Origin of the sequence: Nostoc sp. WHI (assembly GCF_015714725.1) — a bacterium.
GTDB lineage: Bacteria > Cyanobacteriota > Cyanobacteriia > Cyanobacteriales > Nostocaceae > Nostoc.
In genome coordinates this window covers 14,548-39,077 of sequence record NZ_WBKM01000014.1, presented here as the reverse complement: position 1 = coordinate 39,077, position 24,530 = coordinate 14,548, and the positions used below count along the sequence as shown (strand labels likewise).

The 24,530-nt window shown below is 43.6% G+C and carries 22 protein-coding genes, 1 tRNA gene and 1 pseudogene; 13 read left to right on the top strand and 11 right to left on the bottom strand.

The features are described from left to right. The first annotated feature begins 182 nt into the window (after positions 1-182). Positions 183-255, top strand: a tRNA-Glu gene (locus F8S12_RS01270). An 87-nt stretch (positions 256-342) separates the two neighbouring features. Here the strand turns inward: F8S12_RS01270 and F8S12_RS01265 are convergent. The 3 genes from F8S12_RS01265 to F8S12_RS01255 all read right to left on the bottom strand — a co-directional run bounded on the left by F8S12_RS01265 (position 343) and on the right by F8S12_RS01255 (position 3,837). Next, entirely contained in the window at positions 343-951 is a 609-nt protein-coding gene (locus F8S12_RS01265) for an SRPBCC family protein (protein ID WP_196514412.1), read from the bottom strand. A gap of 8 nt (positions 952-959) precedes the next feature. Then, the gene (locus F8S12_RS01260; protein WP_196514425.1) at positions 960-2,978 is read right to left on the bottom strand and encodes a sensor histidine kinase; all 2,019 of its coding nucleotides are present in this window, start codon (positions 2,976-2,978) and stop codon (positions 960-962) included. 523 nt (positions 2,979-3,501) lie between these two features. Further along, entirely contained in the window at positions 3,502-3,837 is a 336-nt protein-coding gene (locus F8S12_RS01255; RefSeq protein WP_196514424.1) for a hypothetical protein, read from the bottom strand. Positions 3,838-3,908: 71 nt separating this feature from the next. Between F8S12_RS01255 and F8S12_RS40150 the strand changes: the two genes are divergently transcribed. The 3 genes and pseudogenes from F8S12_RS40150 (at position 3,909) to F8S12_RS01245 (ending at position 4,891) form a co-directional block, all read left to right on the top strand. Continuing rightward, a complete protein-coding gene (locus F8S12_RS40150) occupies positions 3,909-4,157 on the top strand; it encodes a hypothetical protein (protein WP_331001328.1) in 249 nt (82 codons plus the stop codon). Positions 4,158-4,301: 144 nt separating this feature from the next. Further along, positions 4,302-4,385, top strand: a pseudogene (locus F8S12_RS01250) (HNH endonuclease); the annotation flags it as partial. Between the two features lie 104 nt (positions 4,386-4,489). Further along, positions 4,490-4,891: an alr0857 family protein gene (locus tag F8S12_RS01245; protein ID WP_196514411.1), complete on the top strand. Its 402-nt coding sequence runs from the start codon at positions 4,490-4,492 to the stop codon at positions 4,889-4,891. Positions 4,892-5,113: 222 nt separating this feature from the next. Here the strand turns inward: F8S12_RS01245 and F8S12_RS01240 are convergent, their stop codons facing one another. Continuing rightward, positions 5,114-9,169: a hypothetical protein gene (locus F8S12_RS01240; protein WP_196514410.1), complete on the bottom strand. Its 4,056-nt coding sequence runs from the start codon at positions 9,167-9,169 to the stop codon at positions 5,114-5,116. Between the two features lie 67 nt (positions 9,170-9,236). Between F8S12_RS01240 and F8S12_RS01235 the strand changes: the two genes are divergently transcribed. The 5 genes from F8S12_RS01235 (at position 9,237) to F8S12_RS01215 (ending at position 15,550) form a co-directional block, all read left to right on the top strand. Next, on the top strand, positions 9,237-9,458 hold the full coding sequence (locus tag F8S12_RS01235) for a hypothetical protein (RefSeq protein ID WP_196514409.1): 222 nt from the start codon (positions 9,237-9,239) through the stop codon (positions 9,456-9,458). Positions 9,459-9,829: 371 nt separating this feature from the next. Further along, entirely contained in the window at positions 9,830-10,531 is a 702-nt protein-coding gene (locus tag F8S12_RS01230) for a Crp/Fnr family transcriptional regulator (protein ID WP_196514408.1), read from the top strand. Positions 10,532-10,544: 13 nt separating this feature from the next. Continuing rightward, the gene (locus F8S12_RS01225; protein WP_196514407.1) at positions 10,545-11,282 is read left to right on the top strand and encodes a DUF2232 domain-containing protein; all 738 of its coding nucleotides are present in this window, start codon (positions 10,545-10,547) and stop codon (positions 11,280-11,282) included. Positions 11,283-11,320: 38 nt separating this feature from the next. Next, positions 11,321-12,490, top strand: coding sequence for a nicotinate mononucleotide-dependent phosphoribosyltransferase CobT (gene cobT, locus F8S12_RS01220; protein ID WP_196514406.1), 1,170 nt, complete (start codon positions 11,321-11,323; stop codon positions 12,488-12,490). A 390-nt stretch (positions 12,491-12,880) separates the two neighbouring features. Next, on the top strand, positions 12,881-15,550 hold the full coding sequence (locus F8S12_RS01215; protein ID WP_196514405.1) for a U32 family peptidase: 2,670 nt from the start codon (positions 12,881-12,883) through the stop codon (positions 15,548-15,550). Here F8S12_RS01215 and F8S12_RS01210 read toward each other — a convergent pair. After that, positions 15,545-16,168, bottom strand: coding sequence for a Uma2 family endonuclease (locus tag F8S12_RS01210; protein WP_196514404.1), 624 nt, complete (start codon positions 16,166-16,168; stop codon positions 15,545-15,547). The genes F8S12_RS01215 and F8S12_RS01210 overlap by 6 nt on opposite strands. Positions 16,169-16,391: 223 nt before the next feature. Here F8S12_RS01210 and F8S12_RS01205 point away from each other — a divergent pair, with 223 nt between their 5' ends. Both F8S12_RS01205 and F8S12_RS01200 read left to right on the top strand, forming a co-directional pair. Beyond that, positions 16,392-17,165, top strand: coding sequence for a class I SAM-dependent methyltransferase (locus F8S12_RS01205; RefSeq protein ID WP_196514403.1), 774 nt, complete (start codon positions 16,392-16,394; stop codon positions 17,163-17,165). A 47-nt stretch (positions 17,166-17,212) separates the two neighbouring features. Continuing rightward, positions 17,213-17,761 carry a hypothetical protein gene (locus F8S12_RS01200; protein WP_230967710.1) on the top strand — a complete coding sequence of 183 codons (549 nt, stop codon included), beginning with the start codon at positions 17,213-17,215 and terminating at the stop codon, positions 17,759-17,761. Between the two features lie 48 nt (positions 17,762-17,809). Here the strand turns inward: F8S12_RS01200 and F8S12_RS01195 are convergent, their stop codons facing one another. The 5 genes from F8S12_RS01195 to F8S12_RS01175 all read right to left on the bottom strand — a co-directional run bounded on the left by F8S12_RS01195 (position 17,810) and on the right by F8S12_RS01175 (position 22,169). After that, positions 17,810-18,967 (bottom strand): extracellular solute-binding protein, encoded by a 1,158-nt coding sequence (locus F8S12_RS01195; RefSeq protein WP_196514402.1) that lies wholly within the window; start codon positions 18,965-18,967, stop codon positions 17,810-17,812. 199 nt (positions 18,968-19,166) lie between these two features. Further along, positions 19,167-19,940, bottom strand: a complete 774-nt coding sequence (gene hisA, locus F8S12_RS01190) for a 1-(5-phosphoribosyl)-5-[(5-phosphoribosylamino)methylideneamino]imidazole-4-carboxamide isomerase (protein WP_196514401.1) — start codon at positions 19,938-19,940, stop codon at positions 19,167-19,169. A gap of 79 nt (positions 19,941-20,019) precedes the next feature. Further along, entirely contained in the window at positions 20,020-20,313 is a 294-nt protein-coding gene (locus F8S12_RS01185) for a DUF3593 domain-containing protein (protein ID WP_196514400.1), read from the bottom strand. Then, complete coding sequence (locus F8S12_RS01180) at positions 20,310-20,645, bottom strand: DUF2499 domain-containing protein (protein ID WP_196514399.1); 336 nt, start codon at positions 20,643-20,645, stop codon at positions 20,310-20,312. The genes F8S12_RS01185 and F8S12_RS01180 overlap by 4 nt, the downstream gene beginning before the upstream one ends. A 66-nt stretch (positions 20,646-20,711) precedes the next feature. Beyond that, on the bottom strand, positions 20,712-22,169 hold the full coding sequence (locus tag F8S12_RS01175; RefSeq protein ID WP_230967709.1) for an RNA-guided endonuclease InsQ/TnpB family protein: 1,458 nt from the start codon (positions 22,167-22,169) through the stop codon (positions 20,712-20,714). 85 nt (positions 22,170-22,254) lie between these two features. On the opposite strand from F8S12_RS01175, the gene tnpA reads away from it, so the two are divergent. Further along, on the top strand, positions 22,255-22,662 hold the full coding sequence (gene tnpA, locus F8S12_RS01170; RefSeq protein ID WP_196514398.1) for an IS200/IS605 family transposase: 408 nt from the start codon (positions 22,255-22,257) through the stop codon (positions 22,660-22,662). A 210-nt stretch (positions 22,663-22,872) separates the two neighbouring features. Continuing rightward, entirely contained in the window at positions 22,873-23,916 is a 1,044-nt protein-coding gene (gene csaB / locus F8S12_RS01165; protein ID WP_196514422.1) for a polysaccharide pyruvyl transferase CsaB, read from the top strand. Position 23,917: 1 nt separating this feature from the next. Here csaB and F8S12_RS01160 read toward each other — a convergent pair whose 3' ends face one another. Continuing rightward, on the bottom strand, positions 23,918-24,484 hold the full coding sequence (locus tag F8S12_RS01160) for a Uma2 family endonuclease (protein ID WP_196514397.1): 567 nt from the start codon (positions 24,482-24,484) through the stop codon (positions 23,918-23,920). Positions 24,485-24,530 lie beyond the last annotated feature (46 nt).

The window sequence follows — 24,530 nt, the reverse complement described above, 5'->3', positions numbered from 1 at the left end:
GACGGACGCTACACTCGTAGAAGAGCCACAGAAGCATCTACAGACTTCTTTTTGTGTCTCTATGCTGTGTGTCTTCTTAAAGCTTTTCCCTCCACCCAGTTTAGCTGTCACCAACTTTTTTTGGCGAAAACTGTTGACATTGGTAAGAAAATTCGTTACCTTATAAAAGGTCTGAGTCCAATGCCCCCATCGTCTAGAGGCCTAGGACACCTCCCTTTCACGGAGGTAACGGGGATTCGAATTCCCCTGGGGGTACTTTAAAAAATAAAAAACAAAGGTGTTTTTGCTCGGAAGTTTTGAATCAAACCTATCATTCATGATTCTTCCTGGATGATAGTATAACTAAACGTCAGCTTTTTTGCTGGCTAAGTGTTCTACACGTTGGTGGATAGCCAAAAGGTTTAACCGTAAATCTTTGCTCAGGCGGTTTTCAATGATTGCCACTGGCATAGTACGTTTAGGCCAAATCTGGATTGTGTAGCAAAGATTTGTTCCTGTAGACTCACCCAAAGAATAAGGCTCTAAGCACCAGCTACCAGAAAAGCCTTTAAAATCTCCTTCTACCATCTGGAAATTAATTTCTTTAGGAAAGTGTTCTTCCATATCTAGAACTACACGCGCACAAAAGTTGATATTTAGTAAGCGCTGGGAGCCTATTTGCTCCAGTCGAATACCACCGTTAGGATGCGCGATTAGACGACTCTTAGTAAGGTTGGGGATGAAGTCAGGCAAAGCTTCATAATCTGTCAGAACCTTCCAGATTTGTTCTACTGGTTGGGGAATGTGGAGTTTGGCACTGATTTGCCGCTGTCGTTCTGCTATTTTCTTAATTTGAATTTCTACCTTAGCTGCCAAAGCAACTGCATCAGTAGGCAAATTGCCTTCTAGATCGGTGTCATCACTAGGAGACTCGAAATCAAGATTTTCTGTTGTGTTTTGTTGTTTAGTCACTTTTAGAATTATGGTTTGCTTTCGTCAGAAAATTGGGGCAGAGTTAGGGTAAAGCAAATTTCGCTTTGTTCAGAATCTGAGATTTGTAGACTTTCAACAGCGATCGCCCCATTCAAATGCTCCACCAAAGACTTGACTAGAGCAAGTCCCAAGCCGGTTCCTGGAGTCCAGCGCCCTCTTCCGCGACGGAACTTGTCAAAGATATAAGTCGCTTCTTCTTCGGAAATGGCACGTCCTGTATTCGTCACTTTGATGATAACTTGATCAATTTGTTGATCAACTCGGTGAGAGGCTTGCAAGTGAATTATGGTATCACTATCCGAGTATTTACAGGCATTAGTTAACAACTCTTGGAGAATGCGGTCAAAACTCTCTAGTTCAGTTTGGAGTTTTAGCGACTCCTGTGGCAAATCTACAGAAATCCTTAATCCCTTCTCTGCAAGTTTTTTCTCAAAAAATCCAGTTATGTCGTGAATTCTGGTATTTAAATCGATAATTTCTAATTGTGGAGCTTCGTGAGGCGAATCTAGCTTCTGGAGTGTCAGCAAATCATTAATTAAGTTGATTTCCTTGGTACATTCCTGCTCTAGGATATCTAGATATCTAACCTGACGATCTGCTGCTATTCCTGGCAAACGTAAGTTACGAATTGACAACAGCATATTTGTCAGAGGATAGCGCAAGCGATCGCTCATGTTGCTCAAAAATTCATCTTTGAGTTCGTTAAGTGTCCGCAGTTGCTGAACATATTGCCGGGTTCTTTCATGCAATTTAGCCTGGAGTTCCAGACTGCTCTGAAGTTTCGCTGTCCGCTCATCTACCAAAGTTTGGACTTGGCGCAATGTCTGTGACTGAATGATGGCGTTACTCATTTGAGCACAAACCATTCCCATAAGATTTAATTCTGCTGGTTGCCAACTACGAGGAACAGATTGCTGTAGCACCAGGAATCCTAAGATTTTACCTTGATTCTCTAACGGCATTAATAGTACCGCAGGCAATTCCTCTACTGCAAATAATGGAGCAGCTGTAGAGATATCGTTTTGGTTTGTATAGTCATCGAATATTACTGCTTTTCCCGAATCTACGAAAGCACGCTGGCATAAACCACAATCTGAAATCCAGAAAGACTGATCTAAGGTATCTGGTTTACTATTGCAAAAACTTTGTATTTCCTTAGCCCATTGGCCGATTACTGTAGCTTTCGCGTTGGGAATTTGTTTTTTAGTTTGAGTCCTAAATCGTGGATCTGTATATTTTAGCAGTATGAGCAAACCTCGATCTGCTTGTAGAGATTCAGCAGTAGAGGTGATAACTAACTGGAGCATTTGATTTAGCTCCAAGTTGCTGCGGTTGAGTAATGTTAATTGCTTGATTAAGTTTTGATGCTGGTTGCTCTTTTGCAAATACTGTTCTTGATGAGCAATTAGTTGAGCTTGAGCCACGCGAGAAAAAGCGATCGCGCAAGCCGATTCCACTTCTTTGAGCAATTGTTTTTCTGATTCACTCCAATCATAGGGTTGGAATTTAATCAAATTAATCACCCCATTATTATTGCCACCAAACCTGGTAGGAGTTGCCAAAACTGCTTTTATCGGTAGTGGCAAATATTGACAACCAATTACCAGACTGTTGTGAATAAGGGAAATGTCTTCAATAGTCAATGGTTGGGCAACGCATTGCAGCACTGGCAATTGCATAAGCAACTGTTCCATCGAAAACATCTCTTCTGGGTGTGGCAACCCTAGATATTCATCAGCACACCAATTAGTAGTGATCGCTTCGTCGGATGTCTCACCTGTTACTGAAACCAAGCAGCAGCAATCTACTTGAAAAACAACTCCTAGCAATTGAGCAATCTCTTGCAGCATCAATGCCGTCGCCGAGCTATTGGCAATAATTTGATTAATTTTTTGTACCAACTGGCGGGCTGGTTCTTCCTGATGCAACATCAGCTTGACTTGGTAAGGTTCTAGTTGATCTATGTCATCTACGTACTGTGGCGGCGACGATAAAGGCTTTTTCATTCCTGGCACGCCCTCGGATAATAATTCCATTGTTTTTGCACCCAACCTTCTGGTATATGCTTCACCGTTAGTTGTGTTGCTATACCTTGATAATTAACAAATCTTCTATGAATACTTTCTCTCACCTGTTATAGCCCTTTTCTATGTCAGATGGTAAAATTCGCGCTATTTTCAGCAAATTGCTACGTAAGTAACAAAATGCTTAGAATATCTTAAAAATACTTCAGCCAGGTTATTATTAGCTTCTTTATCTTTTTTATATTGAGATGATTAACTAACTTTGATTTAGGATATCTTGGCTATAGGTATACACAAACCGTATTTTCTCTATAATTAAGGCGAAATCTCAGGATCGTAACCGTATAAATACTGGATTTAATCAAAGGTTTTGTAATATTTATATTAAATTTAGTCCGTTTAAAAAGCGACCCTTTTATCTGTGTTACTTTGAATCAAGCTAAATTTTGAATGCAGCCAAATTATTTAGTCAGGATAACTGGGCTGCATTCGCTTGTATATAAAACTATACAGCCAAACTCTCGACACTTAGAGGAACCATATCGCCATTCCTCGTTAGTCCTAATAACATCGGTTCTTGAGGTTGAATTAGTTGACCTGTGAGCACACAGCGTTCTTCCTGCTGAGCTGTGGCAGCTATGCTAGCTCGAATGTCGGCTCGTGAAAATCGGGGCTTCCACTCACCTGATTTCTGCTGCACATAATTCCAAAGAATATCTCGGATCAAAGCTTGATATCCCTGATTGCCAGCTATTTCTTTGAGTTTATCTTTGAGTTCCCGCTCTAGGCGAATGCTAGTAACTTCCATATCAGTTGTTGGGGTGCGAGCGATCGTATGCATCATTTTTTCTCCTCAGATATATAGACAGGATAGTAATACAAGTGTAGTATGTTTATAGGAATGTTCAATAGGTGAAATTTTCTGTGAAATCCATTTACCCCGTCTCCACTTCTTTGTGTGCTATCAATTGCCGAGCCAATTGGGAATCAGCCGCTATGGAAGTGGAGTATTTATTTATGGGCGATGGTAGCCGAGATCATGGGCAAATCACAGAGGGTAATTATGATTTTAGATGTTTCAGTATTAGTGTGCTGATTGCAAAACCACAAATAGATAAAGGAAGCGGGGGGTACAGGCTAAGAAATACTGTACCGATATAAGACCAGAAATTTCTCCGGTCAGTTTTTAACCCCTGCTTCACCCAGATAAGAAGCGGGGGTTTTTTTATAAGGAGTCGATCTGTGACGATATCTTCTCTACAAGCCGCTTCTCAATGAGAGGCGGCGTAATGGTGGGCGATCGCAATGCAAATGTTAAAGCAATCGGTGGTGGTGTTTTCTCAAAATTACTTACCACTGTGTCGAGTCAATATCAAAGGAGCGATTGTGCCTGCGCTATCGCTACCGCTAGTCGCTCATAAAGAGCCACTGCCGTGGACGAGTGTTTTGGATAGATGTGCAAGCAAACCTGGAATAACAGGAGAGCATAAGGAATGCTGAAATTAACTTACACTGAAAACAGTTTTTATTTAGAATGTCTGACTCAATCCCTAGAAGAATGGGTGGCGCAACGAGTGATTTTGTCCCTGCGAGTTGGGCAAGCTTTGTGCATTGAACCCAGTACCGCTTCCTTTTTGCTTCCTGTTGATTTGCCAGGAGTAGAGGTGTTGAAGGCTGAGGTAAAAAGAGATGACGGAGAAATCATTGCTCTGTGTGCCTGCGATGGCGAATATATGGAAATCACCCTGCGGGGTTCTTGGCTATCAAATAGTTCAGAGGATGCTGTAGGTGTGTTTGTCATCACGATGAGCGATCGCGCTGAGTTCTTTTTGCAAAAACTTTGGCAGGAAGCTCAAGAGAGCAGTGCTTCTGTGGTGAGCGAGAATCAATTTTAGATTTTAAATTTTGGATTTTGGATTGAATAATTCAAAATCCAAAATTATTGCTCGAAGCTGCTGCATTCATGGGACGCGGCTCAAGCGAGAATCAATTTTAGATTTTAAATTTTGGATTTTGGATTGAATAATTCAAAATCCAAAATTATTGCTCGAAGCTGCTGCATTCATGGGACGCGGCTCAATCTAAAATCCAAAATCCAAAATCCAAAATTGATTCACCTACCGAATGTGTTTGTTTGGAGCTAAGGCAAAATTCACTGTATATGGTTCCTCTAGTGATTGTTGATTACTAGCCTTGATAGCATTTAGATAATGACGCAAAGACAAAAGTTGTTGGGAATTGGGACGATAGGTAAGACTGCCTTGTTTTTCAAAAAGTGGTGCAGTGGCGATCGCTTTGTAGTCCGGGTTTTCTTGGGAACTCTGGGTGAGCCAGGTTGAGTCTGTGACTGAAGGTATCAAGCCGGAAGGGAGTTCACCTTCTAAAAAAGCCAGCAGGCGTTGCTGACAAGTGCGGGTATTGATTCCACGACTCTCGAATAACTGGATAACTTCACCGAAAGATAAGGGTCGGTCTGGTAACAGCCGTAGCAGTTCCGTAAATAGGAAATAATCAGTGTATTGTTGCCTGGGTATATCTAATATCTGGGGGTGTAAAGGCAGCATCGCTAAACCATAGGCAACTCTACTACAATTGGGAGCGCCGTTTTCACCGAGATATAAATCTTGAATAATTCTAGCGTTAGGGAGTTTTTGCCGTAGCCATCGGTTCACCGTTCCGACACAAGCCACCCCACCAGTGAGGATAGCTTGATTAATTGCTTCTGTGGGGATGCCACGAGCTACCAATAACTTGTTAAGTTCGCGGTTCAGGCGGCGCACAAAGGGGATAAATACCTGACTTTCTAGGTCTCGTCGCTGCAAAATCCACTGCTGATCGGCCAATTCCAGGGTAAAAGAGTCTTGATGTTGCAAAATTAGCTTCAGGGCAAGTGCTGCATCCAATACTGCCTGTCCTAGTAGGGAACTTTCTAGACGCTGTTGGAGGCGAATTCGAGCAGTGATATCTGGCTCCCCGACTCGCGGTAGTTCTAATTCTTCTAACCCTAAACTCTGCCAATGCATTTGGTCTAAACCGGGAATTGACGGTTGCCATTGCCAAGGATTACTGGTGATGTCTTTGCGATCGTCGCTTTGTGTCTCTCTTCGTGATTGCCGAGATTTAGGTGGCAATAGCAGCTGGCAGATAATATCTTGTTCTATTCCTTTGCCAGCGTAGGCAAAACTATGGAGCATGAAATCATTGTATGTTAATTGCAGCAGGGTTTCTGGTAAATCGACCAGCAACATTTCTGTGGCAGTTGTCCCGATGTTAATGACGAGGGTGTTGCCAACAATGGGATGTTCGCTGGTTTTTACCGGCTGAGAACCTTGACGATCGCTTAATTTTACTTGCTCACCGTTAGCAGCATCGAGTTCTGGTAGTAGACTGGCGATCGCTTCTTCCACAAAAAAGACTTGCTGTGGATGTTGGATGAGTTTGCTAGTGAGTAAAGCTTCCCGGACGTTGAAGCGGTATTGTTCCGACCAACTAGATGGACAGGTGCAAATCACACCAGCAATATTATTGATAATCTGCGGAAAACTTTCTTCGCTGATTCCAACAGCAGCAGTCATTAAACTAGGGGTGGTACAAGTTTTTTCGGATTTGAGAGTTAACAGTAATTTAGAGAGCGATCGCACAACCCAAATCAAAGGGCCTGCCGAAAATTCATTTAATTGCAAAACAGGTTCCCATTTTTGTCGCTCACTCTTGTAAGGAATAGCTACTTGTAAATAGGGCTTCAACTGTGCCGAGTAGAGATTGTTTGTCGTCGGATCTGCTGTTGATTTTGGTAGTGCCGGAGGGGTAGGCGAGGAGTCAGAGACTTTTTCCTGGGCAACAGCCGCAGGTGTTGTCTGTTCATGTACTTCAATACTTTCATTTTCTCCGTGGGGTACGGAAGCTATAGGCAGATAAACCTCTGTTGGTAAACGAAACGATTGCTGGAAGGAAGTTGTTCCTGGCGGATTTTCTGCTGACCAGTAGATAGGATGTACAACAAAAGTCGAGCGATTTAATAATGCGGCAGAAATTCCTGTTGTACCTAAATCAATTCCTAAATACCAGACTGATTCTAGAGCATTGAGCGAAGCTTCTGGATTATTTATAGAGTTGGAAATTGCAGGTGAAGAACTTTCTTGAATAGGAGTTATAACTTCCTTTTCTTCAGTTTCTACCTGGGGAACTACCAAGCTGGAGAAAGCAATAGTTGAGGTATTCTCTATTTGGAGATTTTCTGGCGATCGCTGCTCCGGGGAAACTGTAGAGAGTGTGTCTTGATCTTTACTAAGCAGTTGCTGGGAAATATCTAAGTTAGTAGCTGGCTGCGACTCAGAATTTAGCTGCTGATCAAAATTAGCCAAATCCCGATCTAATTGCTGTAACTGTTCTTCATCTAAGGAAATATCAGGCACGACTGAAGTCTGGTTTGACTCAACAGAAAGCAAGTTCTCCTGGGGCGAAGCAGCAATGTAATTATCTAAAGACGGTTCTGGCTGATCATCGTTAATCAATACTTCCGATGTGGCAATATCTTCTCTGGCAGACGCTACGCCAACGCTAGGCTCCTCTACAAGACGCTGCGCGGAGGGCAATGCAATTTCTGCAACTTCGGAAGTTACTAGTGCTGTAGTTGTGGCATTATTCCCAGAAGATGACACTTCCAGAAGTTGCTGATCACTACCTGCATCAGCCAATAGCTCAGTAAGGGTAGTGATTGTATCAGCACTAGCTGGCTGAGTGTCAAGTTGTACCGAACTGTTTGCTGGAGAAACTTCTTGCGGCGTAAAGAAGCTAACAGGCAAGTCGGGGTCAGTATCTTCTGCAAAAAATAATGCTTCCTCTGAATCTGACGAATCTGTGGTTTCTTGGATCTGAGCCGTATCGGGTGTCACAACCACAGAATCCACAGTGGGATCGGCCGGTGCGTCCTCAGCAATATTTAAAGTTGGTGGTGAGGCTGTGACAGAAGCAGATAAGTCATTTGTGGCAACCTCAAGGCTTGAGTTATTAAAATCATCAGTACCGAATAAACTGGCGTAAAGTTGGTCTACTTCATCACCAATTACCGCAGAAATATCTTCCGGTAATTCGGTCGGGTTTCCAGAAGATTGAGGTGATTCTAAGCCAAGCTCAAACAGTACTGCATCTAGATCCTCAGTGAGAGTAGTATCCTGTTGCTCAGGATTAATTTTGAGTGAAGATAAAGCTTGGGGCGTAACTCCATCACTAATATCGGCTGAATCAGCCAATGATGATGGAGGCAGTATTTCAGATTCTACTTCAAGCAAAGATGGCTGGGAATTAGGGGATTGTTGCTGCAAATGTTGGGTCAAATTGTTGAGAAAGCTGGCCATCAACTGTTCGCCTTCCATTCCCTTGCTATGCATTCTTGCCAGTGCTTGCGATAAGGACTCGTAATAGGTATTAATGTTACGCTGTAGTCCCTCAAAGACAACATTCACAGTCCCATCTAGTGATAGCAAGCGTTGATCCAACTCCCTGGCCAGTTGTGTTAACTGTTCCACACGCTCTGGCGATTCTAATAAAGGTTGAGTTGCAGAGGTTGCTGGTTCTAAGTTTGCGTTATTAGTTCCTCCTGAAGAACTGGAATAATTTGCCAAAGTCTGCGCTCTTAGTGGCGTTAAACTTGGCACAAGGCGGCTCATGAGTACCTGTAAAAACTCGGTAATCATCTGCTCTTGGTTTGTCAACTGCTGCGCTAAGGAGTAGTTTTGTAATCGCTTTTGTTCTAGCTGCCTAATTTCCTGTACAAGAGTGGCTCGCTCTTGCAAGAGCAGTTCTAATTCCGATCGCAATGGCTGTATCAAGCTCGAAAATTCATTTTTTAATTGTTCTGCTCCAACAGTACTCTGTTCCTGATTGAGTTCAGGCTTCGGTAGTGGATACTGGTTATGATCAATAAATTTTGTTAACAAAGGCGATGGCTCCGCCAAGGGCGATCGCGGTTCTCCAAAAGGCTGATTTTGGATACCGCTCTCTAATGCCTCTTTTTCTTGTAGCCTCACCAAGAAGTAGCGAATTCGTTCTAAAACTTCTTTAGGCTCTTGCGCCTGACCAGACAAAAATCTAGACAGGCGCTTGCCACCACTGGCAAGTAAATTGTCAATGTCTGCGATCAGTTTGGGAATTTCATCTGCACTGGAAGTCACTTTCAATCACCTTAACTAGAATGGATGTCAACTAGTGTGACAATTAATTTACAATCACTGTACCCCTATGGAAAAGCAAGCTACGCCCAGCGCCGACCATAGAAGAAGTTTTGAGCAGCAAAAGCTGCTGTTGGACTTGCGACTGTCATTATGTTATGGATTACTGGGAGTCGTGGCAATCTTCAGTCAGCGTTTGTTTAAGAACTTTAGCTTGAGAGCTAATTGTAGTCTTCCGATACACACATTATTATTAAGCGTTACGCTAGGTGTTGCATTTATAGACATCTAGCGTTAGCGAAGCGTCAAAACTTCACACACAAGGTACGAGAATCGCTATATTTCGGAAAACCGCTAAAATACGTGAGCAATAATTTACTCCCTTTAGTATCATTGATGTTGTTTGCCTATATTCTTAACTAATCAAGTTTGCAGTGCAGCTAGCCCCTAAGCAATACTACCGAAGGCTATTAACTACTTTTTGCAAAACTTTTACCCCGTTTAAACCTATAGGTAAAGATGGTTTAGAAAAATGCTCTTGTCGCTTTCTTATGCAGCATAGTTTAGTTTTCCCTTTGAAAGGGGACTGTGCTTGATAGCTTAGGCTTAAAGATGGCGCTTTTGTTTGTTGTACATATAGCAGCTTGAATTAAAGATGTCGTAATGGAAGACCGATCCAGCTTGCAGGCACAGGCTAATTCCTGGATAATCACGTCGGCTCCCTTTTTTCAAGGGTTGCCACAAGTTGTTGTGGAATCAGCCCTCATCCATCTTGTCACCCGCACTCACCCAGCCAATCAAGTGATTCTGCTAGAAAATGACTGGGGCGGTTCTGTGTATTTTATTATGGACGGATGGGTAAAAATTCGCACCTACAATCTGGAAGGAAAAGAGGTAACGCTGAATATTATTGGCAAAGGGGAATTGTTTGGTGAAATGGCGGCGCTAGATGAAGTACCTCGCTCCACAGATGTGATCACCTTAGCCCCTACGGTAATTGGCAGTATGCCTGCTCAGGATTTTGTCAAGTTACTTCATATAGAACCCTTGGCGGGAGTTCGATTGGCGCAACTCATGGCACGACGTTTGCGACAAGTAAATCGCCGATTGCGATTACGGGAATCTGATAGCCAGTCACGCGTGGCAGACACGTTGCTGTTTTTAGCAGAAGGACAGGGAAAAAAAGGGCAAACAGGAACCGAAATCCCCAATTTACCTCATCGGGAATTGAGTAGTTTAAGCGGACTAGCGCGGGAAACGGTGACACGAGTGTTGACAAGGCTAGAAAAAAAAGGGTTGATTAAACGGGATCAAGACACTATTTGTATCCCCGATTTGTCAGCCTTAGAAAGAATGATAGTTTAACAACTTGTTAGATATGAGCATTTTAGATTCTCTGCCAGATGAGCCGGAGGAAGATCCAACTCCTGAGTCTCAAACTAGCGATCGCTCCTTGGACAACCAAAACCAGTTAATGCATCCTCAACTTAAAGCTGATGCGCCCTTGAGAATGGTGGAAACGGCGTTTTTAGCCAGTACCGCTAGCTTGATTTGGTTTATTAATTTCTACTTTCCCTTGGGGCCAGTTTTGCGGATATTTTTTCCCGTCCCGATCGCTCTAGTTTATCTGCGTTGGGGCAAACGTGCCGCATGGATGGCAGCACTCACCTCCGGGTTACTGCTGACGGTACTGATGGGGCCAGCCCGTAGTTTGCTGTTTGTCATGCCCTACGGGTTTATGGGCGTGCTTTTAGGGGCAACGTGGTCTCGTCGCCGTCTTCCCTGGATTGTTTCTATCACCTTAGGTACGCTTTTAGGTACTTTGGGGGTCTTTTTTCGGCTGTGGTTGCTATCTGTGTTGTCGGGTGAAGACCTGTGGATTTATGTGATTACCCAGGTGACTGAGTTCATTGAGTGGTTATTTTTGAAGCTAAGTTTATTGGCGAGTCCCAGTGTGTTTTTAATTCAAGTGGGGGCGATCGCTTTAATTTTACTCAACAATTTTATCTACCTTTTTCTGGTACACCTGGCAGCATGGTTGCTTTTTGAGCGCCTGGGCAACCCCATTCCCCGTCCACCACGCTGGGTGCAAGTTCTCATGGATTATGAAACATAGTTATTTGTCCTTTGTCCTTTGTCATTTATCAATGCCCCATGCCCAATGCCCAAATTCGTATTTATACTCAAACAGAACAGGGTGAAGAATGGTTGCGACGGTATCGTGGTTATCTACCGATATTTGCCTGTGTTTTAGGATTTACTGAAACTGGTTTAATTCCAGGAATTTCTGCGGCTGGTCGCACTCCAGAGGATCGGAAATATACTGCTTGTGCCGATGCCGAGTTTTTGTATTATGGCCCAGAACATAAGCCGCAATATCCCCTACCACCATTGGCGGCTGGGGCTTCACCTGTATTGATTTCTCGCGCTGTCTTTGAGTCACTAAAGATTCCAATTCATTTGTTTAATGCTGGTTTACCCCAACCTCCGGCTGTGCCAGTAATTGATTTGGGTGGCGCTGCTGCTAAGTGTTTAAGTGGAGGTAATGCGATGGAAATCACAACGGTACACCACTTGTTTGAACAAGGGCTACTTTGGGGAGAACGTCTTGCTGCCAATATTCAACAGGGGTATCTGATTGTTGGTGAGTGCGTCGTTGGAGGCACCACAACTGCCCTAGCAATTTTAACTGGTTTAGGTATAGAAGCTGCCGGAAAAGTTAACAGTAGCCACCCTGTTTGTAACCACGCGCAAAAGTGGACACTAGTGCAAGCTGGGTTAGAGAAGCAGAAAGAGATAAACTTCCCATCTCCAATCCAAAATCCAAAATCTAAAATCCAAAATTCCCTAGATCCCCTACAACTCGTCGCCGCCGTGGGTGATCCAATGCAAGTAGTAGTAGCTGGGATGGCGATCGCTGCTAGTCGTAGTTGTGGTGTAATGCTGGCTGGTGGGACGCAAATGCTGGCGGTTTATGCGCTGATGAGTGCGATCGCTCAAGCTTATGCTTTATCATGGCAACCAAAAGCAGTGGTTGTAGGTACAACCCGTTGGGTAGCAGAAGACCCTACCGGCGCTACGGTTGACTTAGCCCTTGACTTAGGTAAAGGCAGCTTAACTCAGAGTGGAGGAACTCCTCCTCTACTAGCAACTTATCTGAGCTTTGCTGATTCTCGTTATCCTCAACTTCGAGCTTATGAGCAGGGTTTTGTAAAAGAAGGTATGGGCGCTGGAGCCGCTTGTATAGCCGCCCATCTTAGCCAAGATTGGCAGCAACACCAACTTTTGGCAGCCATTGAAGCCCAACTTGAACGGTTGAGCTAAATCAATAGTTAATAACAAAAGTACCGGACTTAAAGAGCTTCCGGTAAATTTTGAGAATAAGTAGTCTAAGAAAATGTTTGAAAAGTCGTCTTGTCGGTATCAAAAGTTTTAGATCCCTCTAAATCTCCCGATAAATTGGGAGACTTTGATTTCGGTTCCCCCCTTTTTAAGGGGAGCCACTGCGGTCTTGGGGTCTCCCCAAGTGGAGCAAGTGGCGTGGGTTAGGGGGGATCTAAAAGTGCCTACAGTCACAGCGAAACACTTTTCAAACAACCTCTAACACCAATTTGAGAAAAGAATCCGATAAACAGACCTCCTTTGCTCACAATAGTTCATTTTCTTTTATTAACTTAGATAAAATCACTATGGTGCTACCTAACCCTAAGTCTAATGAAAAGCGATATCTCCCCTTCCCAACCCTCTCTTCAACGTCCTGAACTCCTTGCACCAGCAGGTAATTGGGAATGTGCTAAAGCTGCTGTGGAAAATGGGGCAGATGCGATTTACTTCGGTTTGGATCGCTTCAACGCCAGAATGCGGGCACAAAATTTTACTGAGGCGGACTTACCCCAATTGATGACATTCCTGCACCGTCGGGGCGTAAAGGGTTATGTCACTGTCAACACACTAATATTTCCCAAAGAACTAGCAGAAGCACAGCAATATCTCCGCACAATTATTGCAACGGGTGTGGATGCAGTCATTGTCCAGGATGTGGGTATATGCCGTCTCATCCGTCACCTCTCGCCTGATTTTCCCATCCATGCTTCCACCCAAATGACGATCACCAGTGCGGCTGGGGTGGAATTTGCCAAGTCCCTCGGCTGTCAATTAGTGGTGCTGGCGCGTGAATGTTCTCTTCAGGAAATCAATAAAATTCAGCAGCAGATTGCCCAACAGGAAACTTCGCTACCCTTGGAAGTCTTTGTTCACGGTGCTTTGTGCGTGGCGTATTCCGGTCAGTGTTTGACTAGTGAGGCTTTAGGCGGACGTTCTGCTAACCGAGGCGAATGTGCCCAAGCTTGCCGGATGCCCTACGATTTAATCGCTGATGGGGAAGTTGTAAATTTGGAGAATCGCAAATATTTACTTAGTCCTCAAGACTTAGCAGGGTTAGATGTTTTGCCAGATTTGGTGAAATCAGGTGTAACTTGTCTCAAAATTGAAGGTCGTTTGAAAGCTCCAGAGTATGTTGCCAATGTTACCCGTGTTTATCGACAAGCCCTAGATCGGGTGATGGGGGAATTGGAAAAACCTAACCCCCTAACCCCCTTCCCTACAAGGGAAGGGGGAATAAAAACTCCCCTCTCCGTTTCGGAGAGGGGCTGGGGGAGAGGTCAATCAGACCAAGAACACTACAACCTAGAAATGGCATTTTCTCGCGGACTCTACACAGGCTGGTTTGATGGGATTAATAATCAGGAATTAGTACACGCCCGCTTTGGTAAAAAACGTGGGGTTTATTTAGGCGAAGTTATCCGCATCCACAACGAACAGGTAACAGTCAAACTGGAAGCACCGGTGAAACCGGGAGATGGAATTGTGTTTGACTGCGGTCATCCAGAGGCGAAGGAAGAAGGCGGCCGGGTTTATGGTGTGGTGTCCAAAGGTAAAGAAACTTTGCTGACCTTTGGTAGAAGCGACTTGAACCTGCGCCGAGTGCACATAGGCGATCGCATTTGGAAAACCAGTGATCCAGAACTCGATAAGCAACTGCGTCAAAGTTTTGCTGGCGAGAACCCACAATTTCAGCGTCCCATTAATATAGAAATTTATGGAGAAGTCGGTCAGCCACTAATTGCGATCGCTCGTGATCAACTCGGTAATATCGTACAAGTAGAGTCTGCAATTTCACTAGTTGAGGCACACACAAAACCTCTAGACACAGACCGTTTACAAGAACAGTTCGGTCGTCTCGGTAACACACCTTTCTGTTTGGGAACGCTAACCAACCACCTCAACGGTGCTATGATGCTGCCCGTAAGTGAGTTGAACCGGATGCGGCGAGATATGGTAGCGCAGTTGGAAGAATTGCGGAGTCAACCCAAACGCTGGCAATTACGTTCTGATGTCTCTTTCCAAGACTTACTCCCCTCCTCATTACCCTCATTTCCTACCCTGCGGGAAGCTAAAGCTACATCTCCTTCACTCATCGTTCTAGTACGAAACCTCAAGCAACTCCAAGCCGCCCTCAAAGCTGGTATTGAAACACTTTACTGTGAATTTGAAGAAATACGCGCCTACCGAGAAGCGGTGCAGATGGTACGCCAACAACAGCAAAGAAACAAAGCAGAAAATTCTTCACTTTTAACTCATAACTCACCACTCCTAACTCCTAACTCCCCACTCCCCACCATCTGGGTTGCACCACCCCGAATTACGAAACCTGGGGAAAACTGGATTTTGCAGCAAGTGCGTGCCTCGGAGGCCGATGGCTATCTGGTGCGGAACTATGACCAATTGCAATTCTTTGCGGCAGACCGTTGTATCGGAGATTTTTCGCTCAACGTTGCCAACGCCTTAACAGCAGACTACTTTCAGCAATATTTTGCTTTAGAACGGCTGACGGCATCCTATGACCTGAATATTACCCAACTGCAAGACCTGCTTACAAGTTGCCCACCCCAGTGGTTTGAGGTGACAATCCATCAGCGTATGCCGATGTTTCACATGGAGCATTGTGTTTTTTGCGCCTTTCTATCGACAGGAACAGATTACACAAACTGTGGACGACCTTGTGAAAAGCATGAAGTGAAATTAAAAGACCGTGTAGGTAGTGAACACATCCTCAAGGCGGATGCAGGCTGCCGCAACACTGTATTTAACGGCACTGCCCAAACTGGAGCCGAGTACGTACAGCGTCTTATAGAACTTGGTTTACATCACTTCCGAATTGAATTTGTGAATGAAACACCAGAGCAAGTGAGTAAAACAATACATTGCTATCGGCAATTACTACAAGGTGAAATTACAGGCTCACAATTATGGCGAGAGTTGAAGTTGCAAAATCAATTGGGCGTAACTCGTGGCCCTATGGGAGTATCTGCATTGCGGTCATAATTCATTTTGTGAGCGCCCAGCTTGAAAAATCTGTTCGGCAGTCAAATTCAATTCTGGGAACGTCGGCGATACAATGCGATCAGTACCTTGAAACAGGTTAACTTGATACTCCCCTTCTACTAAGTAATAGATGGAAATAGTAGGTTGTTTAGGATTACCTATGTATCTCCTACCGCCCAAGGCTAAATAGTCAACAATCCAGTATTCAGGAATACCGAAAGTTTCATAGTCAACCAGCTTGGATGCATAATCATCTCTCCAATTGGTGCTGACGACTTCAATGACTAGGGGAACGGACGCAGCTTGAGTAACCGTTGATGACTTTTTCCACATCGGTTCTAATGAAAGATTATTTTGATTGATCACTATCACGTCAGGCGAATAACCAGACTCTCTATCAGGAACCTTCACCAGTGCTTGCTTGGGTATGAGGTAGGGGAGTTTTAATCGTTTGAACTCTAAAGTTATTTCACCCGCCAAAAAACCATTAATCTCTTCATGATCTCCTACTGGCTGCATTTCAAAAATTGCTCCCTCGTGTAGTTCATAGCATCCGCCGTCTGGTTTCCAATTGAGGAACTCTTCAAAAGTAATTGTTTTTGGTAAAGCTTGAAACATCAGATTTGCTCCTGACTTTAGTTTAAAGTTTAGCAAATTACTTGATATTACACAGTTGACCCTCAAATACCCAATTTTTCAAAGAAGTCGGAAATATTCTTTTTCACAAATGAGCTAGGACTGCAATGTATAATTAGAAAGTTTTTTTAGCCTAATCTTTAGGCAGTCATCAAATCAAATCGTTGATGACTGACAAGCCAACAATCTGTACTTTATACAATTTATGAGTAATATTTCAAAAACTAATAATTGGGACAGTTCTCTTTATGAAGATAAACACGCCTTTGTCTGGCAGTATGGTGAGGACTTATTAAAATTGCTCAATCCTAAGCCAGGAGAATCCATTTTGGATCTCGGCTGTGGTACTGGACAACTCACAGAAAAAATTGCCCAAGCTGGTGCTGAAGTAATGGGAATTGATTATGCACCCACGATGATCGAGAAGGCAAGACAAAACTATCCCCATATCCGTTTTGATGTTGGTGATGCTAGAAACTTTCAAGTAGACAAACCATTGGATGCTGTGTTTTCCAACGCTGTACTACATTGGATGAAAGAAGCAGATAGTGCGATCGCCTCCATACATCAATCCCTAAAACCCGGAGGACGTTTTGTGGCAGAATTTGGTGGTAGTGGAAATGTGGAGGCGATCGTCACAGCTTTGGAAAGCGCTTTAGAAGCAATTAATATTCCTGCACAAGCTTTAAATCCTTGGTATTTCCCTACTATTGGTGAGTATGCTACCCTACTAGAACAACAAGGCTTTGATATCATCCATGCCATGCTTTTTACTCGTCCAACTCCTCTAGCAGAGGGAGAAGCAGGTATGGCAAACTGGATTCAGATGTTCGCCAGCAGTTTTTTAACAGGACTTTCTGATGAGCAACAAATAGAAGTAATTCGCGCCGTGGAGGAACACCTCAAGCCGACGCTGTATCAACAGGGAACTTGGAGAGCAGACTATCGAAGAATTCGCATCGTTGCCATTAAACTCTAAATTGTGCGAATTTAGAATTATGCCTTCATTACGAATTAGTATCAACTATGCATATACCCAGATTGTGCGATGCCTGCGGCGGGCGCAACCATCGCCAAACATCATTTTCATTACTACTAACCATTAGCCTCAGTACTTTACTAGTCCCGCCTTCACTAGCGCAAACCTCCCCAATACCGTCGCCTTCTAGCGCCCCTCTAGAACTAGATTTATTGACCAAGCCAAAAGGCTATGTAATCACAGCTAACACCATTAATCCAGAACGATTGACTGTTCCCAGTTTATGGTGGGCACAACAAAACTCTGAGAACAAGCTGTTGGATAATTGGATAGCATATCCAGCTTCTGAAAAAGAAGCTGCGCGAGTAGACTTGATCGTGAATCAGCAAATCTGGAGCTTACTAGAGTATGTCGAGCGCTACGATTTCGTGAATCGCTTGGGTAGCACCGCACGGAACTTTGGTTACAATGTCCGGGTATTCAATTATCAAAAAGAACCCTTGGCAACCTACACTTGTAACTTTAGTACAAGTCCAGCTTTATGCAGTATCCAAACGACTGTTAAGAACAAGATAGGGTTACAGCGTTCTTTGTAGAGAGTAGGGAGTGGGGAGGAAACTTAATCACCAATGCCCAATACCCAATTAAACCTTAATTTTGGCGAATAAAGACTCGTATTGTTTTATTGTTGATGGGGGTAAGGGGAGCAAAAATTCACTTTTATCTAAAATTTTGCGATCGCTCTGTAACAGACTCCCCAATGGTTCTTGGAGGTCGGAAACGACAATATTTGTAGAAATTGGCGAATTACTTTTGGTCAGCACCGAAATTTGTTTAGCTGTGCTTGGTTGCCAACAAAAATCAATCCATTGATCTGATAAAGTACTATTAGCAATACCTGCGGGACGTACCCACAAATCTGCCCAGATTGCTGTTCCTGACTGAGGAATCGCTGCGCCAAGTTGTGCATAACGTCCCAGAACTGACAATACATCGCTTGACCAACCAACCGCTAGCCAAGTGTCTCCCATAATTAGAGGTTCCAAGTAGTTATTGGAACTGTAGAATTTTACCTGTTGGTTTAATGTCCGTAATTCCTTTTCCAAGTCTGGAACTTGGTCAAGATTCTCTGTATTATAAGATTTTCCCAGCTTCTTTAAGACCAAACCAATAACTTCTCGTGGTTGATTGAGTAGAGAAATGCGCTGCTGCACTCCATCTCGCCACAAATCACTCCAATCTGTGGGCGTCCATCCCAATTCTCGAAACTTATCACGGTTATAAACAATCATCGTGCTACCCCAACGGTAAGGTGCACCCCACACCTTTCCTTGAGTATCCAAGTTACCTTGGTCGTTGCGCGTCACCAGTTTCTTCCACTTTTCATCCAAAGCAGACCACTGCTTTAATTGGTTTCCCTGTGCCTCTTGGAGTGGTTGAATCAATTTTTGCTCAATAGCTGCTTTTAGCCAGTAATCTCCCAATGTTACTAGGTCTACGTCAGCCGCTTTTTGACCTTGCCTAAAGGGTATAAAGCGACTCCATCCCTGTTCATCAGCAGCTTTTGGTTTCTGCTGCCAATTTTGTAATTCCTGAAATAAATCCTGTATCTGCTCGACTGGAGCAAACTTTAATTGCACCTGTTGCTGCAAACTCTTGTGGAATTGATTAACTACCTGACCAGGTATAGAACCTTTTAATAACTGTATTTTTAGTTGTGTCTGGTTGTTTCCACCACAACCAAAAAGCAGTTGTGAAAGTGCCAGTGTACTTGTACTTAACAAAAAAGACCGTCGATCCATTGATTTTGAATTTGAGATTTTCGATTATACCTAATATTAAGCAGAGATTTACTAGAAACTGACTAGCTGAAAAAGTATGGTAATTCAATGGTCAGATGAGGATAAACAAAGAACTTTCGCATCTACAGCTTCAATCATTGGTTCAATATCTGTGGTTTCCCCTCATCAAACGATGGATAAAAAATACCCAAAAATAATGTCAAGCAAAGGTAGAAAAACCTAGATTCGGTGGAATATCCTGAATCCGCCCAGGCCCGATCGCTCGTAATGCTTCTTTGAGTAAAATATCTCCAGTGTACAAAGCACGTCCGACAATTACACCTGTTACACCTTGAGGTTCTAAAGCCAACAAACTCAACAAATCGGTGACAGAACTCACCCCGCCAGAGGCAATTATTGGGATGGAAATTGCCGCCGCAAGTTCTCGCAAAGCTTCTAAATTGGGGCCTGTGAGTGTACCATCTCGTTGGATATCTGTGTAAATGATCGCAGCTGCACCCAATTCTTGCATCTGTACAGCCAGTTGAGTTGCTAAAACTTCCGAGGTTTCCAACCAGCCGCGAGTTGCTACGAGGCCGTTACGGGCATCAATACCGATGATAATTTGTTCGGGAAATTCTTGGCAGAGTTCTTGCACTAGCTGGGGTTGTTCTACGGCGATGGTTCCGAGAATTGCCCACTGTACGCCTAGATTGAATACTTGTTGGACGCTGGTGCGATCGCGCAATCCTCCACCAATTTCAATGGGTACTGTCACCGCTTGAGCGATCGCTTCAATTGCCCCCAGGTTTATTACTTTACCTGCTTTGGCACCATCTAAATCAACTATATGCAATCTGCTAGCACCTTGATCTACCCACTGTTTGGCAACATCAACCGGGTTTTCGCTAAAAACTTGCGAGCGATCGTAGTCTCCTTGATATAGTCGCACACAACGACCTTCTAGTAAATCAATTGCTGGGATTACGTCCATTTAGTTTTTCCTGATGATTCAATAGATAATAATTTTTTTCTCACGCAGAGGCGCAGAGGCGCAGAGAAGAACGCAAGAGTTAATTTTTCATTTTTAATTGTTTTACGGCTTGTCCGAAACCTAGCACAAGCAAGATATTAGAAAGCGTCAAAAATGATTCTGCACCGCCGTGCAACCAATCTATATTGGCTAAAGACTCGCCATAATGCAATTGGGCGTAAATTCCGGCTGGGATGGTGACGGCAACAAATACGAGAGTGCCGTAAAATCCATATAGCGCCAAACGCGGCATTTGCGGACTGCGGCTAATAAACCACAAGAAACCCAAATAGGGAAATAGTGAAAGCGCAAATAGGGTTTCTTTAGATATCATGGCTCTGATTTGATAGGTTTTGGTTCAACAGTGTTAGCAGACTTGGTGGAACGCCAAATCAAAAACGCTGCTGCCCAAAGCGTAAAATTACCAACTAAGGTCATGGTAGCTTGAAGTGTTACCAGCCATTCCAGTGATTCGGCGTTATCGAAATAATGCCAGGTACAAGCACACATGGCGCTGACCAAAGCTGGTAACATGGCAAGGGACAATCCCCACCAATTGCGATTATTAGTGAGTTCGCCATAAGTCCAGATTAACCAAATGGCAACAATCCACTCAATAACGCTAGAAATATGAATAATCCAGGTGGGAATTGATAGGGCGTGCATAGAGTGGGGAGTTGGGAGTTAGGAGTGTCAAGGTGATATGTAGCTTGAATTTTATATTTGTATGAACTACCCACAGTTGGCTCTGCCTGAACTGTGGGTTTCTACATCCCTCAGTTCGTTTTTAGCAAAATCTTCTATGGATTTTTGACGCTTCGCTTGTCCTAGTTGCTTCAAGATCACCGCAGTTTTGCGAGTGCGTGAAGTAGCGCTAGCAACATCAGCGTCTGCGAGGCTCGTTCCAAACCCCGGTAGAATTACGCCACTTGCTCCACTTGGGGAAACCCCAGACGCTCGTTCGCTCTTAGCGTCTCCCCCTGGGAGATGACTCGCTACCGCTTCACTATCGCTTTTAGCGTCTCCCCAAGGGATGCGACCGCAGTGGCTCCCTTTAGCCCAATAAAGCATTACTTCGGCAGCAGCAATATCTCTATCTTGCAAATATCCACAACCACATTCATGCACTCTAATATCGAGCGTTTTCTTGTGCTGGTTTCCACATTTAGGACAGGTTTGAGAAGGCTTTACTTGTCGGGTTGGAACTTCGATAAATACACCACCAATCTGCTCAACTTTGTATTTAATGGTACTGCGAAGCATTCCAAATCCGACATCAAGTATTGACTTATTCAAACCCGCTTTTTGTTTTTTACGTTTACCTTTCTTCGCTTTTCGGGTCATGTTTTTGACTTCTAGCTTTTCAGTTGCCACCATGCTATTACTGCTGGTTATTTGTGCGGCGACTTGGTGTACCCAATTTTGACGTTGATTAGCGACTTTTCGAGTCAGCTTGCTAACTGATAATTGGGCTTTTTTAAACCGTCTAGAAGCTAAAATCTTTTTTCTTCTGTTTGGGGCACGTTTACGTCGTTTCTCCTTAGAAGCTTTCTTAATTAAATGTTCTGCATTCCTCAAAAACTTTGGAGCGTCAATTTGTTGATGATTCTCGCCGTCAGTAATTGATAATGCGGAGTTACATCCTAAATCAATGCCGATAGCACCGATGGGTAGAATCTCTGGTTTCAGAACTTGGTTTAAAATGTCAACCGTAATAGATGCGTACCATTTACCATTGCGATAAACCATAGTACAAGTAGTTGGTTTGCCCCAATATTTGGCTTGTCCGCGCATCTGAATACGCCCAATTTTAGACAGATTGAGATATCCGTTTTCCCCGTCAGACTCAACAGAGTAGCCAGTTTTGGCGGGATATGCCCATCCTGAATAATGCCTAATTGACTTGAATCTAGGGCGTTTACCTAAACCCTTGAACCAACGCTCAAAAGCAAAATCAACACGTTTTAATGTTGCTTGCAATGCCTGAGAATTGATTTCTTTATACTCAATCCAAACCTCTTTAAACGCTGGTAAGCAATTCTGCTGCTCTATATAGTTAACAGAATGATTGAAGTTTTGATACTGATAAAATCTATTATTGACAGCAGCGTTGTATAGGTCTTTATGTAACTTCCGGTGATACCGTAAAGACTGCTCTATCTGCTTATTTGGGTATAACCGAAAAGTCATTCGCCTGATCGCCACTTCTATCTTTACCTTTAAGACGAGAATATACTATATCATTGATAATACTATCGAAGTATAGGTTAGTCAAGTGCTTGTTAGAAAAGGTTCTCATTCTGTTTTTTCTGTTCACCTGCATTTTGTGTTTGTTACCAAATATCGGCGCAAGGCAATAACTGCTCCAATACTGGAACGGTTGCATGAGGTACTGGCAAATGTTTGCATAAAGACAAAATGCCGATTGATAGAATTTTCAGGAGAATCAGACCATGTTCACCTATTGGTAGATTTCCATCCTGACAATAATTTATCAGCATTAGTGGGGAGCCTTAAATCAGCTTCTAGTAGAATTATTCAAAAAGAATTCACGGAGCATTTAGCAACTTTCTATAAAAAACCTGTTCTTTGGTCTAGCTCTTATTACGTTGCCTCAACTGGTGGCGCACCGATTGAAAAAGTAAAACAGTACATCAAATCTCAGGAAGTGCCTATAAAATAAATGTAAAAAGTCAAACTCTTGGGGATTCGTCATACATCCGAAATTTGTTTTTGCTTGATGCAAAAAATCAATTCCAGATGTAATCCTCATCCCCCGCTCCCTATCCCCACCTTACTAAGAGTTGAGGGTGGGGACTTCCGCGATACGTTAACAACAGCTATTAATCCAAAATCGTTCGACTGAGCGAAGTCAAAATCCAAAATGGTCAAGATGCGGGCATTATTGTCTGGGTATTACGGTAAAGGTAACGGTGGTGACGAAGCTTTGTTGGCAACGCTTTTGCAAATGTTACCATCTCATGTAACGCCTGTGGTGCTTTCTGGTAATCCAGAGGAAACCCGCGATCGCTACAATGTAGAAACCTACAATCGCATGGCTCCCTTACTTATATTTGAAGCTTTACGCTCTTGTGATGCCTTGATTTGGGGCGGCGGGAGTCTCATTCAAGATGTTACCAGTACTATCAGCCCATTTTATTATGGGGTGGTGATGGCATTGGCGCAGAAAATGGATTTGAAAACCATTGCTTGGGCGCAGGGTATTGGCCCCTTATTGCGTCCGCAAACTCGCTGGCTGGCACGGCAAACTTTTAGTAATTGTACCAAAGTCAGTGTCCGCGATCGCGCCAGTGCTGCATTATTATCTGATTGGCAAATTCCTTGTATTATAGCTCCTGACCCGGTTTGGGCGTTGGAATCTAAACCAGTACCGGGACTTTGGGATTTACCTGCGCCGAGAGTTGCGGTAACGTTGCGATCGCATCCCCAACTTACAAAAATACGGCTAGCAAACTTAACTCGTGCTTTGGTTGACTTTCAAAAAGCCACGCAAGCTTTTATTTTATTACTGCCATTTCAAAAAAGTGAAGATTTAAGTATTGCCGAAGGCATTCAACCACATCTTAAAGATGTCAGCAAGATTTTGTGTCTCGAAGATCCGCAACTTTTGAAAGGTGTGTTTCGCGGTGTCGAGATGGCAATTGGAATGCGCTTGCACAGTTTAATTATGGCTGCATCTGAAGGTTGTCGCTGTTTTGCTCTCAGTTATGACCCTAAAGTAAATCGTCTCATGGAAGACTTGGAAATGCCTGGGTGGGATTTAGCGAGTTTACCAGATGACCCTAACTTGATTAGTTTGACTTGGATGGAGCATTACGCCAATGGCGAGCCGTTATCATCAGAGAAAATCCAATCTTTAGTAGATCGTGCCTTAATGCATCGTGAAGTATTGTATGAAGCACTGGCTAAAGATTAACTTAACTGAACAAACGCGCAACATCGCAAGTGAACCCAGGTAGTAACGGTGAACTCAGATTATCGTTGCTAAATAACGTTTCTATTAGCACCAGTGTTGCTTGCTCTCGTCGATAAACTTGAATTTGCTGTAACTGCCAATCAACAATCCAGTATTCTCGAACACCTTGAGCAGCATAGAGTTTCAGCTTCACCTGTCGATCACGTCGTTCGTTTTCCTCTCCAGGGGAGAGAACCTCAACCACCAACTCTGGTGCAGCTGTTAAATGTCCAGCATCATCCAGCACAGAAGCTAATCGTTGATTGCTAATCCAAACCACATCAGGGATGACGTTATCAGCATCGGTAAAGATAATCCCAGCACCACTTACAGGCTTTCCTAAACCAGTCTGCCGTGACCATAGTTTTAACTCTGTACAGATATTGTCAGTAACTTCTTGATGACCCCAGTGTGGTGCGCGTGTCACAAATAATTCTCCGTCTACAATTTCATAGCGATTGCCGTTGTCTGGCAATAACTCTAAATCGGCAGTTGCCCACCGTACTTGGTTAGTCGAAGTCTGGTTCATCGGGGCATCCTTGGAATTATATCTTTCAATGTACCAAGCCTAACTA

What these genes read in the sequence shown, in the direction of transcription:
- F8S12_RS01260 (WP_196514425.1), bottom strand. Translation starts at nt 2,978, where the DNA reads ATGAAAAAGCCTTTATCGTCGCCGCCACAGTACGTAGATGACATAGAT.
- F8S12_RS01255 (WP_196514424.1), bottom strand. Translation starts at nt 3,837, where the DNA reads ATGCATACGATCGCTCGCACCCCAACAACTGATATGGAAGTTACTAGC.
- F8S12_RS01245 (WP_196514411.1), top strand. Translation starts at nt 4,490, where the DNA reads ATGCTGAAATTAACTTACACTGAAAACAGTTTTTATTTAGAATGTCTG.
- F8S12_RS01235 (WP_196514409.1), top strand. Translation starts at nt 9,237, where the DNA reads ATGGAAAAGCAAGCTACGCCCAGCGCCGACCATAGAAGAAGTTTTGAG.
- F8S12_RS01230 (WP_196514408.1), top strand. Translation starts at nt 9,830, where the DNA reads ATGGAAGACCGATCCAGCTTGCAGGCACAGGCTAATTCCTGGATAATC.
- F8S12_RS01225 (WP_196514407.1), top strand. Translation starts at nt 10,545, where the DNA reads ATGAGCATTTTAGATTCTCTGCCAGATGAGCCGGAGGAAGATCCAACT.
- cobT (WP_196514406.1), top strand. Translation starts at nt 11,321, where the DNA reads ATGCCCAATGCCCAAATTCGTATTTATACTCAAACAGAACAGGGTGAA.
- F8S12_RS01215 (WP_196514405.1), top strand. Translation starts at nt 12,881, where the DNA reads ATGAAAAGCGATATCTCCCCTTCCCAACCCTCTCTTCAACGTCCTGAA.
- F8S12_RS01210 (WP_196514404.1), bottom strand. Translation starts at nt 16,168, where the DNA reads ATGTTTCAAGCTTTACCAAAAACAATTACTTTTGAAGAGTTCCTCAAT.
- F8S12_RS01205 (WP_196514403.1), top strand. Translation starts at nt 16,392, where the DNA reads ATGAGTAATATTTCAAAAACTAATAATTGGGACAGTTCTCTTTATGAA.
- F8S12_RS01200 (WP_230967710.1), top strand. Translation starts at nt 17,213, where the DNA reads ATGCATATACCCAGATTGTGCGATGCCTGCGGCGGGCGCAACCATCGC.
- F8S12_RS01195 (WP_196514402.1), bottom strand. Translation starts at nt 18,967, where the DNA reads ATGGATCGACGGTCTTTTTTGTTAAGTACAAGTACACTGGCACTTTCA.
- hisA (WP_196514401.1), bottom strand. Translation starts at nt 19,940, where the DNA reads ATGGACGTAATCCCAGCAATTGATTTACTAGAAGGTCGTTGTGTGCGA.
- F8S12_RS01185 (WP_196514400.1), bottom strand. Translation starts at nt 20,313, where the DNA reads ATGATATCTAAAGAAACCCTATTTGCGCTTTCACTATTTCCCTATTTG.
- F8S12_RS01180 (WP_196514399.1), bottom strand. Translation starts at nt 20,645, where the DNA reads ATGCACGCCCTATCAATTCCCACCTGGATTATTCATATTTCTAGCGTT.
- F8S12_RS01175 (WP_230967709.1), bottom strand. Translation starts at nt 22,169, where the DNA reads ATGACTTTTCGGTTATACCCAAATAAGCAGATAGAGCAGTCTTTACGG.
- csaB (WP_196514422.1), top strand. Translation starts at nt 22,873, where the DNA reads ATGCGGGCATTATTGTCTGGGTATTACGGTAAAGGTAACGGTGGTGAC.
- F8S12_RS01160 (WP_196514397.1), bottom strand. Translation starts at nt 24,484, where the DNA reads ATGAACCAGACTTCGACTAACCAAGTACGGTGGGCAACTGCCGATTTA.